General features: G+C 51.7%; 20 protein-coding genes. 7 read left to right on the top strand and 13 right to left on the bottom strand.

Going from position 1 to position 17,052, the window contains the following annotated elements:
* Positions 1-77: 77 nt before the first annotated feature.
* From CBR65_RS20405 to CBR65_RS20370, 8 genes are all read right to left on the bottom strand, one after another.
* Complete coding sequence (locus CBR65_RS20405) at positions 78-485, bottom strand: ClpXP protease specificity-enhancing factor (RefSeq protein WP_087468571.1); 408 nt, start codon at positions 483-485, stop codon at positions 78-80.
* 71 nt (positions 486-556) lie between these two features.
* Positions 557-1,195 (bottom strand): glutathione S-transferase N-terminal domain-containing protein, encoded by a 639-nt coding sequence (locus tag CBR65_RS20400; RefSeq protein WP_087468570.1) that lies wholly within the window; start codon positions 1,193-1,195, stop codon positions 557-559.
* An 84-nt stretch (positions 1,196-1,279) separates the two neighbouring features.
* Positions 1,280-3,331, bottom strand: coding sequence for a ubiquinol-cytochrome c reductase (locus CBR65_RS20395; protein ID WP_087468569.1), 2,052 nt, complete (start codon positions 3,329-3,331; stop codon positions 1,280-1,282).
* 2 nt (positions 3,332-3,333) lie between these two features.
* Positions 3,334-3,927 (bottom strand): ubiquinol-cytochrome c reductase iron-sulfur subunit, encoded by a 594-nt coding sequence (gene petA, locus CBR65_RS20390; RefSeq protein WP_087468568.1) that lies wholly within the window; start codon positions 3,925-3,927, stop codon positions 3,334-3,336.
* A gap of 238 nt (positions 3,928-4,165) precedes the next feature.
* Positions 4,166-4,558: a 30S ribosomal protein S9 gene (rpsI, locus tag CBR65_RS20385; RefSeq protein ID WP_087468567.1), complete on the bottom strand. Its 393-nt coding sequence runs from the start codon at positions 4,556-4,558 to the stop codon at positions 4,166-4,168.
* Positions 4,559-4,568: 10 nt separating this feature from the next.
* Positions 4,569-4,997 carry a 50S ribosomal protein L13 gene (gene rplM / locus CBR65_RS20380; RefSeq protein WP_087468566.1) on the bottom strand — a complete coding sequence of 143 codons (429 nt, stop codon included), beginning with the start codon at positions 4,995-4,997 and terminating at the stop codon, positions 4,569-4,571.
* A 109-nt stretch (positions 4,998-5,106) separates the two neighbouring features.
* The gene (gene zapE, locus CBR65_RS20375) at positions 5,107-6,222 is read right to left on the bottom strand and encodes a cell division protein ZapE (RefSeq protein WP_087468565.1); all 1,116 of its coding nucleotides are present in this window, start codon (positions 6,220-6,222) and stop codon (positions 5,107-5,109) included.
* Positions 6,223-6,309: 87 nt separating this feature from the next.
* Positions 6,310-6,972, bottom strand: a complete 663-nt coding sequence (locus CBR65_RS20370; RefSeq protein ID WP_087468564.1) for an alpha/beta hydrolase — start codon at positions 6,970-6,972, stop codon at positions 6,310-6,312.
* Between the two features lie 174 nt (positions 6,973-7,146).
* Between CBR65_RS20370 and CBR65_RS20365 the strand changes: the two genes are divergently transcribed.
* Entirely contained in the window at positions 7,147-7,647 is a 501-nt protein-coding gene (locus CBR65_RS20365; RefSeq protein WP_087468563.1) for a YhcB family protein, read from the top strand.
* Between the two features lie 78 nt (positions 7,648-7,725).
* A complete protein-coding gene (locus tag CBR65_RS20360; protein ID WP_198300824.1) occupies positions 7,726-8,862 on the top strand; it encodes a S1C family serine protease in 1,137 nt (378 codons plus the stop codon).
* Positions 8,863-8,915: 53 nt separating this feature from the next.
* Here CBR65_RS20360 and hisD read toward each other — a convergent pair whose 3' ends face one another.
* The 5 genes from hisD to CBR65_RS20335 all read right to left on the bottom strand — a co-directional run bounded on the left by hisD (position 8,916) and on the right by CBR65_RS20335 (position 13,255).
* Positions 8,916-10,223, bottom strand: a complete 1,308-nt coding sequence (gene hisD, locus CBR65_RS20355; RefSeq protein WP_087468561.1) for a histidinol dehydrogenase — start codon at positions 10,221-10,223, stop codon at positions 8,916-8,918.
* Positions 10,224-10,258: 35 nt separating this feature from the next.
* The gene (gene hisG, locus CBR65_RS20350) at positions 10,259-10,891 is read right to left on the bottom strand and encodes an ATP phosphoribosyltransferase (protein ID WP_087468560.1); all 633 of its coding nucleotides are present in this window, start codon (positions 10,889-10,891) and stop codon (positions 10,259-10,261) included.
* An 18-nt stretch (positions 10,892-10,909) separates the two neighbouring features.
* Positions 10,910-12,175 carry a UDP-N-acetylglucosamine 1-carboxyvinyltransferase gene (murA, locus tag CBR65_RS20345; RefSeq protein ID WP_087468559.1) on the bottom strand — a complete coding sequence of 422 codons (1,266 nt, stop codon included), beginning with the start codon at positions 12,173-12,175 and terminating at the stop codon, positions 10,910-10,912.
* A gap of 48 nt (positions 12,176-12,223) precedes the next feature.
* Entirely contained in the window at positions 12,224-12,472 is a 249-nt protein-coding gene (locus tag CBR65_RS20340; RefSeq protein ID WP_087468558.1) for a BolA family protein, read from the bottom strand.
* A 153-nt stretch (positions 12,473-12,625) separates the two neighbouring features.
* Entirely contained in the window at positions 12,626-13,255 is a 630-nt protein-coding gene (locus CBR65_RS20335; protein ID WP_157672173.1) for a phospholipid-binding protein MlaC, read from the bottom strand.
* A gap of 278 nt (positions 13,256-13,533) precedes the next feature.
* Here CBR65_RS20335 and CBR65_RS20330 point away from each other — a divergent pair, with 278 nt between their 5' ends.
* Genes CBR65_RS20330 through lptB form a run of 5 tightly spaced genes read left to right on the top strand, consistent with a single transcriptional unit; the run spans position 13,534 to position 16,974 of the window.
* Positions 13,534-14,505, top strand: coding sequence for a KpsF/GutQ family sugar-phosphate isomerase (locus CBR65_RS20330; RefSeq protein WP_087468556.1), 972 nt, complete (start codon positions 13,534-13,536; stop codon positions 14,503-14,505).
* 59 nt (positions 14,506-14,564) lie between these two features.
* On the top strand, positions 14,565-15,098 hold the full coding sequence (locus CBR65_RS20325; protein WP_087468555.1) for an HAD family hydrolase: 534 nt from the start codon (positions 14,565-14,567) through the stop codon (positions 15,096-15,098).
* 11 nt (positions 15,099-15,109) lie between these two features.
* The gene (lptC, locus tag CBR65_RS20320) at positions 15,110-15,694 is read left to right on the top strand and encodes an LPS export ABC transporter periplasmic protein LptC (protein WP_087468554.1); all 585 of its coding nucleotides are present in this window, start codon (positions 15,110-15,112) and stop codon (positions 15,692-15,694) included.
* Positions 15,681-16,241 carry a lipopolysaccharide transport periplasmic protein LptA gene (lptA, locus tag CBR65_RS20315; protein ID WP_087468553.1) on the top strand — a complete coding sequence of 187 codons (561 nt, stop codon included), beginning with the start codon at positions 15,681-15,683 and terminating at the stop codon, positions 16,239-16,241. The genes lptC and lptA overlap by 14 nt, the downstream gene beginning before the upstream one ends.
* A 7-nt stretch (positions 16,242-16,248) precedes the next feature.
* Complete coding sequence (gene lptB / locus CBR65_RS20310; protein WP_087468552.1) at positions 16,249-16,974, top strand: LPS export ABC transporter ATP-binding protein; 726 nt, start codon at positions 16,249-16,251, stop codon at positions 16,972-16,974.
* Positions 16,975-17,052: the final 78 nt, after the last annotated feature.

The following is a 17,052-nucleotide window of genomic DNA, read 5'->3' as shown; positions in this document are numbered from 1 at the left end:
ACAAAACTGGAGAAGAGACAACAAGGTTAACGATTGGTAACACTCATCAACATTGATGTTGGCCTTAGTAACAATGCCTATTTAACGACGCGCAAACTGGGGCGTTTTTGAGAGCTATCAGCACCACCCGCCGGGGTTGGCTCGGGAGGTGATGGCGGACGGGTATTGGACTCAGCTTCAAACATCATGCCTTGCCCGTTTTCACGTGCGTATATCCCTAACACCGCACCACAGGGAATAAAGAGATCAAAAGGCACACCGCCGAAACGGGCGCTGAATGAAATAGCCTCCAAACCGATAAACAGATCCTTCAGGGCAGACGGAGCAATATTCAGGATAATTTGACCGTCTTTGTTGACATATTGTTGCGGTACTTCGACGCCCTGGACGTGGGCGTCCACCAAAATGTAGGGCGTGCAATTGTTGTCGACTATCCACTCATATAAAGCACGAATCATATAAGGCCGACTGGATGTCATGGACATGGGATCACTCACTCCATTGTTACGTATCGTTTAGCGCGTTGACTGCTGGATGGATTTAGATAACTGCACAATCATGCCTTGAACATTTCTCGCTCCGGCTCCGTCAGGCTGGATTGAAATGCTTCTCGTTGGAACAAGCGCTCCATGTAATTCAGCAGTGGTTGTGTCTGCCTGGTTTTGGGTAATTCTATTTCCATCAATGACAAGCGCCACAGGATAGGACCAAGACAGCAATCTACGATCGTAAAATCATCGCTCATGAAGAACGGCTTTTCGGAGAAAATAGGGGCAATACTGACAAAACTTTCTTTTAAATCCTTGCGCGCCCGAGCGACATGCTCTTTGTTTTTGCTACCCAGAATCGTATCAACTAAAGGAGACCAATCACGCTCCAGACGATACATCCACAAACGACTCTTGGCACGTGCCACCGGATATACGGGCAACAACGGAGGATGCGGGAAGCGTTCATCAATATATTCCATGATGACCTTGGATTCATAGAGCGATAAATCATCCCGATCAACCAGGGTTGGCAAGGTATTGTAGGGATTTAAATCAGCCAACTCTTCCGGCTTGTGTTTAAGATCAACATCCACTACTTCTACAGTGACGCCTTTTTCCGCCAATACGATCCTTACCCGATGACTGTAATGATCCCGCGCATCGGAAAACAACGTCATGACTGAGCGTTTACTGACCACTCCCATGGATTGCACCTCAATAACCTCGACCTTAAAACGAAAACGGGCGGTAAGAGTACCGCCCGCAGCAACGCGCTACCTGCCTGAACCTCAATGAATACCTTTCCAGTATTCGCGGTTGAGCAAGAAGGTGAATACGAAAAGTACCGCCAGGAAAAAGAGCACGAACACACCCATACGTTCACGCTGCATGGCGGCAGGCTCTCCGAGGTACTCCAGGAAATTCACCAGATCGTAAATCGCGCGATCAAACTCTTCTCCGGTCATAGTACCTTTAATCGAGCCTTCTGTAAGCGCTCCGCAATGCTCATCCATTTCAGGATTGCCAAGATTGTCACGCAATACGCCACCACCTGCAGCCAACTTGGGGCCTGGACCGCACTCAAGCAGTCCTTGCGCACCAATCATCACGTGAGGCATACCGACGTTTGGAAAGACACGGTTATTAACCCCCCAAGGCCGGGTGTCGTCTTCATAGAAATTACGGAGGTAGGTATATAACCATTCCGGTGAGCGGGCACGCGCAACCAATGAAAGATCCGGGGGTACCACACCAAACCAGGTCTTAGCCTGAGCCGGACGCAGGGAGATCTCCATCAAACCACCGATACGCTGGTCGGTGAAGACCATGTTGTCCATCATCAAGTTGTGCGGAATGCCCAGATCATCTGCCACACGCTCATAGCGAGAGAACTTTGCCGCATGACATCCCATGCAATAGTTCACAAAATATTTAGCACCACGCTGCAGGGATTCCTTATTAGACAGGTCCGGCTCCATCACATCACATTCAATGGTGCCGCACTTGAACTCGCTCTCTGCACCCACCGCCTTGATCGGCACAATTACCAATACGATGAAGAGCGCAAAACCACCCAGAACCATCGACAACGGCAAGCCTTTACTTTGCACTCGCGTCGGTTCGGGCAAGGTTTTTTCGCGACGGGTCCAGAAAGGCATACCGATAAAGTAGGCGAAGTAGAGGATGGTACAAATTTGCGCCAGCAGCGTACGACCCGGTGTCGGAGATTTCACACCCAGGTAACCCAGAATCACAAAGGAGGCAGCGAATACCAATAGGGCAATGCGACTGAACGTTCCCTTGTAGCGAATGGATTTAACCGGGCTTTTATCCAGCCAAGGCAACACAAACAGGATGGCTATCGCAGCACCCATAGCAATCAGACCAAGGAACTTGGAATTCAATGGGCCGATATCAAACGTCACCGCACGCAAAATGGCATAGAAGGGAGTGAAGTACCAAACAGGCGCAATGTGTGGTGGCGTCTTGAGATTGTTGGCTTCTTCAAAGTTAGCGTACTCCAGGAAGAATCCGCCCATCTCCGGCATAAAGAAAATAACGAAACAGAAAACAAACAGGAAAACGGTAATACCAACCAGATCATGGACTGTATAAAACGGATGGAAGGGAACACCATCGCGAGGAATACCGTTCTCATCTTTGTTTTTCTTGATTTCAACACCATCGGGGTTATTGGAGCCCACTTCGTGAAGTGCCAGCAAGTGCAGTACAACTAATGCGAGCAGCACAATCGGCATAGCAACCACATGAAGTGCAAAGAAGCGATTCAAGGTAACACCGGAAATCAGGTAATCACCGCGAATCCACTGCACCAGATCTTCACCAACAACCGGGATCGCACCGAACAAGGAAACAATTACCTGAGCCCCCCAATAGGACATCTGCCCCCAAGGCAAAACGTAACCCATAAAGGCTTCAGCCATTAGCACCAGATAAATAGTCATACCGAAGATCCACACCAGTTCGCGCGGCGCTTTATAAGAGCCGTACATCAAGCCACGGAACATATGCAGATAAACAACAACGAAGAACGCTGAAGCGCCGGTAGAGTGCATGTAGCGCAGCAACCAGCCGTAATCAACATCACGCATGATGTACTCAACGGAAGCAAAAGCGCCTTCTGCGGTGGGCGTAAAGCTCATGGTTAGCCAGATACCCGTCACCAACTGATTTACCAGAACCAGTAATGACAACACGCCGAAGAAATACCAGAAGTTAAAGTTCTTAGGGGCATAATATTTGCCCATGTGGGTATCCCAGGCACGCTGTACAGGTAAGCGCTTATCAACCCACTGCCACAATCCAGTCAACCAATTCATTCTTATGCCTCCTGATCCACACCGATGATGACCACGTTATCGCTCTCATAAGAGTGCGGTGGTATTTCCAGGTTAATCGGTGCGGGAACACCTTGATAAACCCGACCGGCCAGATCAAATTTGGAGCCATGACAAGGACAAAAGAAGCCACCCTGCCACTCCTCGCCACCAAGATCCTGCGCACCAACATCAGGACGATACATAGGTGCACAACCGAGGTGAGTGCAAAGCCCAAGAAGAATCAGGAACTCTTCTTTAATGGAGCGATATTGGTTCTGGGCGTATTCCGGCTGCTGCGGAGCTTCGGAATTAGGATCGCGCAACATGTCTTCAACTTTTTTGAGACCTTCAAGCGCTTCCGGTGTACGACGTACGATATAAATTGGCTTGCCTCGCCACTCCACCGTAATCATTTGACCAGGCTCAATCTTGCCAATATTGGCTTTAACTGGAGCACCTGCTGCCCTCGCCTTGGCGCTGGGATTCCAGGAACCTACAAAAGGAACAGCTACACCTATCACACCTACCGCACCCACCACGGATGTAGCAGCAGTGAGAACGCGGCGACGCGTTTTGTTTACTACGTCATTGGTCATGACGAATTCTCCCCTAACAGCTTCCAACGGCCTGTAAATCACTAGAATTCAATGATTTAGAATTATTTTTGAGATACGCAAAAAATGGCCAATCTTAATGAAATTAAGCGCCGCTTACAAGAATAACCACATGTATGCAGCGGATTATAAACAGAAGGCATAAAAAAACGCCCAAGCCGCTGACGGCTTGGGCGTTTGCGAAGAACTGTCGCTCGCCGGAAAACCAGCCAGCAAAAAATTAACGCTTGGAGTATTGTGGTCTCTTACGTGCTTTACGCAGACCCACTTTCTTACGCTCCACTTCACGCGAATCGCGAGTAACAAAACCAGCTTTACGCAAGGGTGAACGCAGAGATTCATCGTACTCCATCAACGCACGGGTCAAACCGTGGCGAATAGCGCCCGCCTGACCGAAGCTGCCACCACCACTCACAGTGACATTTACGTCGAACTTATCGGTCAGACCAACATTTTCTAATGGTTGACGAACGATCATGCGTGACACCGGACGACCAAAATACTCGTCCAACGGACGATCATTCACAGTGATGGTACCGCTGCCAGCGGTGATAAAAACACGAGCGGTAGAGGTCTTGCGACGACCGGTACCGTAATATTGAGTTGCAGCCATGTCAGACCCCTTAGATATTCAGTTCTTGAGGTTGCTGAGCAGCATGCGGATGCTCATTACCTGCGTACACTTTCAACTTCTTGAACATTGCACGACCCAGCGGACCTTTCGGCAACATGCCTTTAACCGCAATCTGGATGGTGCGCTCAGGAGCCTTTTCAATCAGCTTTTCAAAGCTGATAGCCTTAATGCCGCCAATGTGGTTGGTGTGATGATAATAAATTTTATCAGTCAACTTCTTACCGGTTACGCGCACTTTTTCAGCGTTGATGACAACAATGTAATCGCCGGTATCCACGTGGGGAGTGTACTCAGGTTTGTGCTTGCCGCGCAGACGCGAGGCAATTTCTGCCGCCATACGACCGAGGGTTTTCCCCGCCGCATCGACGATGAACCAGTCGCGAGCGACGGATTCTGCTTTGGCACTATATGTCTTCATGTTATTCCTGCCTGTTAATGTGGTGTGACCCACCCAAAAAGAGCGCGAATACTACACAACTGACATTACCTTTTCAAGGGGATTTTCTGCTCATGCAAACCCGACCGGCTCAAGGGCGGTGCGGCTTGGCGAGATATTCGCGACTTTGCATCTCCAGCAAACGACTGATTGTTCGCTGGAACTCAAAACTCAGCTTTCCCTCGCTATAAATGCCAGCTAACGGCCGAGCCGCCGAAAGAACCAATTTCACATGGCGATCATAAAATTCGTCGACGAGATTGATAAACCGACGTGCCTGGTCGTCGTTATCGCGCCCCATTCCTGGCACATTGCTGATAACGACCGAGTGATATTCACGCGCCAACTCAATATAGTCATTCTGCGAACGAGGCCCGTCACAAATCGCGCCGAAGTCGAACCACACCACATCTTCTGCCACATAACGCACTGCAATCGAACGGCCTTCGATCTCAATCTGAAGGTTCGACTCAATCTCGTCACTACAGGGTACGAGCGCCTGGAAGCACGCCATCAAATTCTGTTCCGCCGCTTCACCCAGAGGCGAATAGTAGAGCTCAGCCTGTTCCAGAGCGCGCAACCGATAATCTACACCGCCATCTATGTTGACCACCTGGGTATGCTCTTTAAGCAGGGCAATAGCTGGCAAAAAACGGGCACGCTGCAAACCATCTTTATAAAGACCGTCCGGCTCAATATTAGAGGTGGCTACCAAGATCACGCCGCGCTTGAACAATTCTTCCATCAGCGTTCCGAGGATCATGGCATCCGTGATATCGGAGACAAAAAACTCATCAAAACAAATCACCCGAGCTTCCCGGCTGATGGTTTCAGCCACTTTTTGTAAAGGGTTTTTATGGCCACCAAGCTTTTTCAGTTCAGCGTGTACGCGCCGCATAAAGCGGTGGAAATGCACACGCATCTTTTGCTCAAACGGCAGGCTTTCATAGAAATTGTCCATCAGGTAGGTTTTGCCTCGACCGACACCGCCCCAAAAGTACAACCCCTTAATAGGCTTGAGCTCACGCTTTGTAAAACGCTGGCTCAACCAGGACAGAAAACCGTTCGGTTCACGCTCTGCATGGCTGGCGATTAGAGTCTCATAAAGCTTTTGCAACAGATCCACTGCTAACGCCTGGGCTGGATCGTGACGAAAATCCGGCCGTTCCAGGTCGCGCCGGTAGCGTTCAAGAGGAGAAGGGTTCATAGACAAGTAAATAACTCAATAACAACGATGGGGCGAGCGCCACTGTAACCGCGTTGGCTGCGGGAGGCAATCTGGCAGATAAACGCCTCAATCACCCAGATGACGCAAAATCAATGGCGATAAATCCTGTTTGAGACGGGTCAGGTAACCATGAAAGAAATGACTCGCTTCTTTATATCGCAGCAATTCTACCGGTGATTTCAATCCGGCAATCCAGGTATGCACACCTGCCGAATTGACGCGCTCATCACGGTCCCCCTGAACCACGATAACTGCGCAGGGAAAATGCCCCGCCTGGTCGTAGGAATACCGCTCTACCGGCGGCGCCACCAGGAGCAGATGTCGGACGTTCGGCACACGATAACAAGCCTGGGCAGCAATAGAAGAGCCAAATGAAAAACCTGCCAACAGCAAACCGGACGCGGGATATTGGTCGTTGACCCAACCTATGACCGCCAACAGATCATCTACCTCACCCACCGCGTTATCAAATACGCCCTCACTCTTCCCTACCCCACGAAAGTTAAAGCACACGGTTGTAACACCCAGATCCCGATAGGTTCTCTCCAGCGTCGTTATCACTTTGTTATCCATGGTTCCACCGTGAACCGGATGGGGATGACAAATCACAACCACCAGATGCTTATCCGCCAAAGCACCTTGTTCATCAGGCTGTGTCAGCCGGGACTCAATCAGGCCCGATGGGCCAGGTAAAAAAAATTGAGAATCATCTTGTTTGTTTACAGTCATATTTACCCGCTTCGTTAGGATACCCACCCAACATTGAGTGAGCGGCTACAAATAATGGCGATTTAATCCACACTAAAGACCGTATAATACATTCGTGTATATAATGTGCACGCCCGACCCCTGCCCGCGCCATAAGCCCAGGGCAGATATTTTATGCAGTGTAAGGAGAGTTTTGTGTTTTCACTCAGTACCCTTGTCTTGACCAGCCTGATCAGTCTGCTCGCAGGCGCCGGGCTCGGTGCGTTTTTGCTCTACCTGTTTCGTGCCCAGGTTTATAGTCGCGAGTTGGAGCAGCGTCTGCATGAGGCAGAAAACACCCTGCAAAGTTATCAGCGCGATGTAGCCGAACACTTTGCCCAGACCTCCCAACTGGTGAATAACCTGACCCAATCTTATCGCGATGTGCATGAGCATCTGGCCAATAGCGCATTGAAACTGGCAACACCAGCTATCAGTCGACAAATCCTGGAAGCGGCGAACGCCAACCTGCTGAGCACAGAAAAAACCTACATCAGCGAACAGAGCTTTGAGCCTCCTCGCGATTGGGCCCCTAAAACAACGGGCTCCAAAGGCGCACTGAGTGAAGACTTTGGCTTGCACGAAGATCAGGATCACAAAACACCGACTGAGTCAGCCGATGACTATGACTTCGATGACACACATAAAAAGCGTTAAGGAAGTCATTTACCAGCCACAGGATTTCATCGGCCTTGTACTGGCACCCACAACCGATGCGACAATCGGAGCGTAATAATGCCAGTGCAACGTCTATTCAGTTTTCTCGGATGGCCTGTCACCGCAGGATTATTAATTGCGGTGTTACTGCTATTGCTGTTTCCGGACCTGCGTCAGAATAGTGATACCGCACCAACTTCTCCCTCTGACATATCAGGCAACTGGGGGCCGGTGTCCTATTCCGATGCGGTAAACAAGGCCGCCCCCTCCGTCGTCAACATCTACACCACCAAATTGGTCAAGCGCCGCTACCGTTACTCTGATCACCCGCTTTACCGCCACTTATTCAATAACGCCAACACCCCACAACAAGTCCGCATGCAATCCACACTCGGCTCAGGGGTGATTGTAAGTAAAGATGGGCATATCCTGACCAATAACCATGTCATCAGTGGCGCGGATGAAATTATTGTGTTGCTGCACGATGGACGGGAAACCGCTGCCACCCTGGTTGGGACTGATCCCGACAATGACATTGCGGTATTAAAAATTGAATTGGAAAATTTGACGGCTATTACGATGGGTGAGCCTGTTAAAGCGCAAGTCGGAGACGTGGTGCTCGCTATCGGCAACCCCTTTGGCGTCGGCCAGAGCGTCAGCCTGGGAATCATCAGCGCCACCGGCCGCTACGGATTGCGCACTAATAATGAATACGAGAATTACATTCAAACTGACGCGGCGATAAATCCCGGCAACTCCGGCGGCGCCTTGATAGATGCGCGCGGCAATTTGTTGGGTATTAGCACCGCTGTCCTGGATGAGACAGATTCGTCAGCTGGCATCAGTTTTGCCATACCGGCGGATTCCGCGATGAAATCCCTTGAGCAGATTGTGCAGCACGGCAGTGTGGTACGTGGATGGCTGGGGCTGGACGCCAATCAGCTCTCACCTGAAGGGATGAAGCGTTACGGAACAGCAGGCATTATCGTCATGGCCGTATTGGAGGATAGTCCTGCTGATCGCGCCAATCTCAAGCCTGGCGATATCATTACACACATCAATAACCAGTCCGTTGCAGATGCTCGCCAGGGGCTCTTTCTGGTAGCCGATATCACCCCCGGTAGTGAAGTCAATCTGAGAGTGGTACGTGAGGGCGAAACACTGGAATTGGTAGCAATTGCCGGAGTAAGACCGAGCGCTCGCACGCGAACCTGATGCCTAAATAAAAAGACCGGTATTAAACCGGTCTTTTTCACAGCAACTGATCGTCAATCTATGATGCGATATTCTGCGGACCGCGCATGCGCTTCAAGATCTTCGCTCCGCGCCAGCACCGAGGCCGTACGGGACAACGCCGAAGCGCCGCTGGCGGAGCACATGATGATCGAGCTGCGCTTCTGAAAGTCATATACCCCTAAAGGCGAGGAAAAACGCGCAGTGCCGGAGGTGGGCAAGACGTGGTTTGGGCCAGCACAGTAATCTCCCAAAGCTTCCGGGGTATAACGCCCCATAAAGATCGCGCCCGCGTGGCGAATCTGCGGTAACAGCGCTTCGGGATCTTCCACTGATAGCTCCAGGTGCTCCGGCGCAATCCGGTTACTTACCTCAATCGCCTGAGCGATATCCCGCACTTTTATCAAGGCTCCCCGCATGCGAACCGAAACGCTGGCAATCGCACGACGCGACAAGGTCGGCAGTAACTTTTGCATGGCCGCCTCAACCTTCTCAAGGTAAGCAGCATCAGGACACAACAGAATCGATTGGGCCTGTTCGTCATGCTCCGCCTGGCTGAACAGATCCATCGCAATCCAGTCCGGATCAGTCTTGCCATCACAGATCACCAGGATTTCAGAAGGACCGGCAATCATGTCGATAGCGACCTGGCCAAATACTGCGCGCTTGGCAGTGGCTACATAAATGTTACCCGGGCCGACAATTTTATCGACCTTGGCAATAGATTCAGTACCATAAGCAAGCGCCGCAACAGCCTGGGCACCGCCGATAGTAACAACCTGATCGACACCGGCGATGGCAGCAGCAGCCAGCACCATCGGATTAAGCACACTATCCGGAGCCGGCACCACCATAACAAGCTGCTCAACGCCGGCCACTTTGGCGGGGATAGCATTCATCAATACGGAAGATGGATAAGAAGCCTTGCCGCCCGGCACATAGAGCCCCACTCGTTCCATCGCGGTAATCTGCTGCCCAAGGACTGTGCCATCAGCTTCGGTATAGCGCCAGGAGTCCTGCCGCTGGTGTTCGTGGTATTGACGAATACGTAGCGCCGCCGATTCCAACGCCTGACGTTGTTCGGCGGTAATCTTTCCCAAGGCGTCTTGCAATTGAGCGCTGGAAACCACCAGCTCAGACATGGCGCTCGCGCTACGGCGATCAAAACGGTTGGTATATTCAAGCACCGCCGCATCGCCACGGGAACGAACCTGTTGCAGGATATCGTCCACCACCGCCGCTACCCGCGCATCGGACACTGACTCCCAAGCCAGAAGCTTGTTCAAGGCTTCGGCAAAGTCCGCTTGTTCAGCGTCCAGACGATTAATAAAGGATTCCGACATGAGATTGCTCTAGCTGATAAACGTTAACAGAAAGATCACTTGACCACGGCCTTGGCAATATCATCGATCACCTGCTGAATCTTGACGTGCTTCATCTTCATTGAGGCCTTGTTGACGATAAGGCGTGAGCTGATGTCGGCGATGAAATCGCGCGGTTCCAGCCCGTTAGCACGCAAGGTATTACCGGTATCAACGATATCCACAATTTCATCCGCCAGTTGCATGATGGGAGCAAGCTCCATCGCGCCATAAAGTTTGATGATATCGACCTGACGCCCACGAGACGCGTAATACTGCTTGGCGATATTGACATATTTGGTGGCCACGCGAATACGACCAGGCCGGGTGGGAATATCCTTGATGGCAGCCGTCATTAATTTACAGCGGGCAATATTGAGATCCAGCGGTTCATACAAGCCATCCGCACCGTTCTCCATCAGGGTATCCTTGCCGGACACCCCCATATCTGCCGCGCCGAATTGTACATAGGTAGGTACATCAGCCCCGCGCAATACCAACAGGCGCACCCCATCCTGATTCGTATCAAAAACCAGTTTGCGGCTTTTAGCGATATCTTCCAGTGGCTGTATCCCTGCCGCCGCCAGCAGCGGTAAGGTTTCATCCATAATGCGCCCCTTGGTCAGGGCAATGGTCAATGTCTGGTTCATACTCATCCAACAATAAATTTAACGACCCGGCACCCTACGGATGTTGGCACCCAGCGCCTGAAGCTTTTCTTCAATACATTCGTAACCGCGATCAATATGGTAAATACGATCCACCAATGTCGTGCCATCAGCCACCAACCCGGCGATTACCAGACTGGCCGATGCACGCAGATCGCTGGCCATAACCGGCGCACCTTTCAAACGCTCCACGCCTTTGACGATTGCCGTGTTGCCTTCAAGCGTGATGTTGGCACCCATGCGATTCAGTTCATGAACCTGAATCAAGCGATTCTCAAAGATCGTCTCGGTAACCGTACCCGTTCCTTCCGCCACGGCGTTCATAGCGGTGAATTGCGATTGCATATCGGTCGGGAACGCCGGATAGGGCGCGGTACGCAGGTTCACCGCTTTTGGGCGATTGCCTTTCATATCCAGCTCAATCCAGTCTTTGCCCGTGCTGATGTGCGCGCCGGCCTCTTCAAGCTTCAACAGGACACCTTCAAGAATTGCTTCACTGGTGTCCTTGACCTTGATGCGCCCACGCGTGGTGGCAGCCGCAACCAGGTAAGTGCCCGTTTCAATGCGGTCCGGCATTACCGAATAGTGGCACCCTTGCAGGCGTTCAACGCCATGCACCACCAATGTCGCCGTACCTATACCTTCAATACGCGCACCCATGGCAACCAACAAGTTCGCAAGGTCCACAATTTCAGGTTCGCGCGCCGCATTCTCCAATACCGTCGTACCTTCTGCCAGTACGGCAGCCATTAGCAGGTTTTCCGTACCGCCAACAGTGACGATATCCATCAAAATATGGGCACCTTTCAGGCGACCATTGCTTTTGGCGCGAATGTATCCTTCATCGATATCGATGATGGCACCCATGGCCTCCAGGCCACGCAGGTGAATATCCACCGGCCGACTCCCAATGGCACAGCCTCCCGGGAAAGAGACGTTAGCGACTCCGAACCGCGCGAGCATCGGCCCCAACACCAGAATGGAGGCTCGCATGGTTTTAACCAATTCATAGGGCGCAGTGAAGTCATTAATACTGCTGGTATCGATCTCCACCCCCATACGCTCATCAATCGTCACGCCGACGCCCATACAACGCAATAACGCGAGCATGGTGGTTATATCATTCAGGTGCGGCATATTGCGCAACAGTATCGGGCTGTCAGCCAGCAAGGTGGCGGCGAGTATCGGCAAAGCGGCATTTTTTGAGCCGGAGATACGAATCTCACCATTGAGCGGACCACCGCTCTTGATCATTAATTTATCCATTGGATACCTGGGCTAGGGAGAGATAAAGCTGTAAATCGGACATACCGATTATTGTTGCTGCTGTTGCTGCCACTCTTCCGGCGTAAACGTCTTCATGTAATCCACCGCATGTACGCGGCCGTCAGCAAATAATCCGGCCAGCGCGGCATAAACAAGTTGCTGTTTCTTGACGATGGACAAGCCGGCGAATGCCGGGCTGATCACGACCAGATTGATATGGTCGCCCTGCACGCCAACCTGGACCTGGCTATCAGGGATACTGGCTTCGATCAGCGCTTTGATGTCTTCAGACTGCATAAATAAATTTCTCAGGGCGCGCGGCCCGATGATATGAATCGAGGATAAGTCAGGGAGGGAATCTTACCGGAATGCGCCGGGCGGCGCATCCCGCATCTACGGCTCCGGCCGCGATGGCCGGAGAATGTGATGGATATCTATAAGAACACTAGATCACGCTTCAGATAGCCAGTTATTGATAACCTTATCAATGTCACCGCCCTGCTTGGCTATCGCCTGACTGAATTGACTGCGGAACGATTGACCGAGATTAACGCCATTGAGCGTCACGTTGATCAACTTCCACTCATTCGTCTTCTTATTCAGACGCATGCTATAAGCCAGGTGGTGAACATTCCCCTTGTCGGTCACTTCCTGTTTAACCGTAACCGCCGTGGGCTTGTTCGGATTGATGTTAACCGGCAGGATTTTGATGTCGCTGTCGGCGTAGGCAGCAATGCCTTTGGCGTATGAACGGACCAAGCCGCTTTTGAATACCTCAGCAAATTGCTTCTTCTGCTCATCGGTAGCTTTTTTACCGCTTTCACCCATCACAACGTAAGCGATAAACGGGAAATCCACCACTTGCTCAAGGACAGTTTCTATCTTGTTGAAGTATGCCTCTGAGCTGGCTTTCTCGCCCGGATGAGCTTTCGCGACAGCAAACAACTCCTGCGCGACTTCCTCAACCAGATCGCGCGGATCTTTCACGTCCTTCTCGGCAGCGACGGCCTGAAAACTCAATACAAAACAGGCAGCGATTAACAATAAAGCGCCCGTTACCTTGTGCGATATATACGTCATCTGAACTCCTAACCTCATGTTGTCGTGGGGCAATTTCCGGTAGATAAGACTGCTATGACCCCGATAAGTGCCCTTGTCTGTAATCCGAATGAACAGACCTGGCACCATTGCTGAAATCGTGGCCACGCACTATACCACCGCCCTTTAAACGCGAAAACTCCACATCAATTTGAGCAATCGGATGAGCTGCATCCTATGGAGGGTGGCGACAATGATTTCCGTCGTTATAATGCCCGCTTGATTTGCTCCGATTACCCAGCAGCGAGATCTCGCCCCGCATGACTCAATTCGACTTTATCAGCTCCGGCCTGCGCACTATCGAGATTGAAGCAGGCGCCGTATCAGCCTTGCGCGAGCGTCTGGATCAGGAGTTCATTAAAGCCTGCGAGATGATCCTCGCCTGTCGCGGACGCACGGTCGTCACCGGTATTGGCAAATCGGGCCATATCGCCCGCAAAATTGCAGCCACCCTGGCCAGCACAGGCTCTCCAGCTTTTTTTGTTCATCCCGGTGAAGCCAGCCACGGCGATCTGGGGATGATTACCAAAGACGATATCGTTATCGCCATCTCCTATTCAGGCAATTCCGTCGAAATAGTCACATTGTTACCGCTGTTTAAACGCATGGGAATTCCCATCATCAGCATGACCAGTGACCGTAATTCCGTGCTGGGCGAGATAGCCGAAGCACATCTGGATATCAGTGTCGCCAGCGAAGCATGCCCCCTGGCACTGGCCCCCACCTCCAGCACAACCGCCACCATGGTCATGGGCGATGCCTTGGCTATCGCACTGCTGGAGGCGCGCGGCTTCACTGCTGAGGATTTTGCCTTTTCACACCCCGGTGGAGCCCTGGGTCGCAAACTGTTATTACGGGTTTCAGATATCATGCACGCCGGCGACAAGGTCCCACGCGTCGATGCTGATGCCCCCTTGTCCCATGCACTGCTGGTCATGACCGAGAAAGGTTTTGGTATGACCACGGTAGTCGATGAGCAGAATGCTTTACTCGGCATCTTCACCGACGGCGATTTGCGTCGCAGCGTTGATCAGGGGGTCGATATCGGCAAAGCCGTTATGCGCAACCTGATGAATCACCACCCTAAAACCGTGCGCGACACCACGCTCGCAGCGGAAGCACTAAAGATTATGGAAGACCGCAAAATTACCGCCCTGATCGTCGGCGACGAACAAAATCGTCCCATCGGAGTCGTACACATGCATGATATTTTGCGTGCCGGCGTAATCTGATCTACTTCCGAAACCCAGGCTCAGCCACATTTACACACTCACCCGAGAGCAATATTTGAATGACCCCCGATTTACTGGAACGCGCTCGCCGTATCAAATTACTTCTACTCGATGTCGATGGTGTACTCACCGACGGCAAACTCTACTTCAGCAACTCCGGAGATGAACTGAAAACCTTTTGTACTCTGGATGGCCACGGCATAAAACTCTTACAGGGGAGCGGCGTAAAAGTGGGCATTATTACCGGACGCACCAGCACGCTGGTTGCCAAACGGGCGAAGGACCTCGGCATTGAATTGTTAATCCAGGGACGTGAAGATAAATGGGCTGCATTACAGGAAAATCTGGACAACAGCATTTCTCTGGAAGAGATCGCTTTTATGGGGGATGACTGGCCGGACCTCAGCGTCATGAGTCGTGTCGGTCTGGCACTGACCGTCCCCAATGCCCATCTGAGCGTGGCCGATCGCGCCCATTGGCAAAGCCGGTTTCACGGTGGCCAGGGCGCCGTGCGCGAGGCGTGCGATTTGATTATGCAAGCGCAGGGTACTTTTGACTCTGCGCTCGCCCATTATCTACCAACCCATCACTGACGGATCAACTCATGTCACGCATTCCGTTGCCCTGGATTGTTGTTTCATTGCTAGTGATTGGCCTGGTAGCTTTCTGGGATAAATCGCCCACCGAATTATTGGGCGAGGATGTCGTCAGAAGCGCCAACTTTCCGCAAGCCTATATGACCGATATCAAACTGCGCGAATACGATGCCGACGGCAACTTGCGCAATATCCTGACAACTGACACGGCTGAACACTTTCAGATCAACCCGGCCCGGCCCGGCCCGAAGGATTACACCATGCTGAGCCAACCACGGATGTTATTTAGTGAAAACGCTGATATTGCGCCCTGGCATCTCACCGCCAACGAAGGAAAGATTGATCAGAACGGCCAGTTGGTCACCCTGTTTAACGATGTGCGCGTCTACCAGCAATCGGCCAATGAAGGTTTGCTAGAGTTGCTGACCAGCGAATTGCGCATCAAAGCCAGCCAGCAATACGCCGAAACTGATAAAGCTGTTAAGATGCGCGCCCAACAAGGCCACCTCGACACGCTGGGCATGAAAGCTTACTTGGGTGAGGACCGCATCGAGTTACTTTCCAGGGTCCGAGGGACATATGAACCTCAATAACAATGTCAGATTTTCTATGATGGCGTGCAAACCGCTTGTATCATTTTTACTCCTGTTACTGTGCGCCCTGTGGCTGACGACACCCGTTCATGCCCTCCCCAGCGACAAAGAACAACCCATCCATATTTCCGCCAATAGCGCGCAACTGGATCGCAAAAAGCGCACCGCTACCTACAGCGGTGACGTGAGATTAAAGCAAGGCACCCTGGAAATCAGTGCCGATCAGATCACCATCCATACCAACAGCAACGACGAAGTTGAGAAGATGGAAGCCCGCGGTAAGCCTGCACGCTACCAGCAAAAACCGGCAGAGAACCAGGCAACTATTACAGCGCAGGCCAACAGCATTCGCTATACCTTAACCAATGAACAGTTGTTACTTCTGGAGAATGCATTTCTGGAACAGGAAAATGGCGCATCGATTAGTGGTAACCGCATTGATTACGACATCCGCAAAGAGATCATGAAGGCAGCGGGCAAGAAGGATGCACAGCAACCACAGCGCATCGAAATCGTTATCCCGCCACAAACCATCAATCAAGATTGAGTCGACCATGCCGACCCTGCAAGCCCAACATCTCGCCAAGAGTTATAAAAGCCGTAAAGTTGTCATTGACGTGTCAATCGCCGTGACCAGCGGTACGATTGTGGGCCTGCTCGGCCCCAACGGCGCAGGCAAAACCACCTGTTTTTATATGATTGCCGGCCTTGTCGGTGCCGATGAAGGGCGAATATTACTCGACGGCAAAGACCTGACTCATCTGCCTATCCATGGCCGTGCCCGGGCGGGTATCGGTTATCTACCCCAGGAAGCTTCCGTTTTTCGCAAGCTGACCGTGGCAGATAACATCATGGCGATCCTTGAAACCCGCAAGGATCTCAACCGCAAGCAGCGCCACGCAAAACTCGACTCACTACTGCAGGAATTCCATATCACCCATATCCGCGACAGTTTGGGTATGTCGCTCTCCGGTGGTGAGCGGCGGCGGGTAGAAATTGCCCGAGCGCTGGCGACAGAGCCGCAGTTCATTCTCCTTGATGAGCCCTTCGCCGGCGTTGACCCCATTTCAGTGAACGACATTAAACAAATTGTGCGTCACCTCAAGGATCGCGGCATCGGCGTGCTCATTACTGACCACAATGTGCGCGAGACACTGGATATTTGTGAGACAGCCTATATCGTCAGCGAAGGCCATATCATCGCCGAGGGCGATGCAGAAACGGTACTGAGTAACAACAAGGTCCGCGAAGTCTATCTGGGCGAAAACTTCCGCCTGTAACCTCAGGTGCGTTCCGACAAATCACTTGACAAGCCACTAAATTTGTATAACAGGCACAAAGATTGCTAGGTGTTATTG

Source organism: Cellvibrio sp. PSBB006 (assembly GCF_002162135.1).
GTDB lineage: Bacteria > Pseudomonadota > Gammaproteobacteria > Pseudomonadales > Cellvibrionaceae > Cellvibrio.
This window is presented reverse-complemented; position numbering and strand designations above follow the sequence as displayed.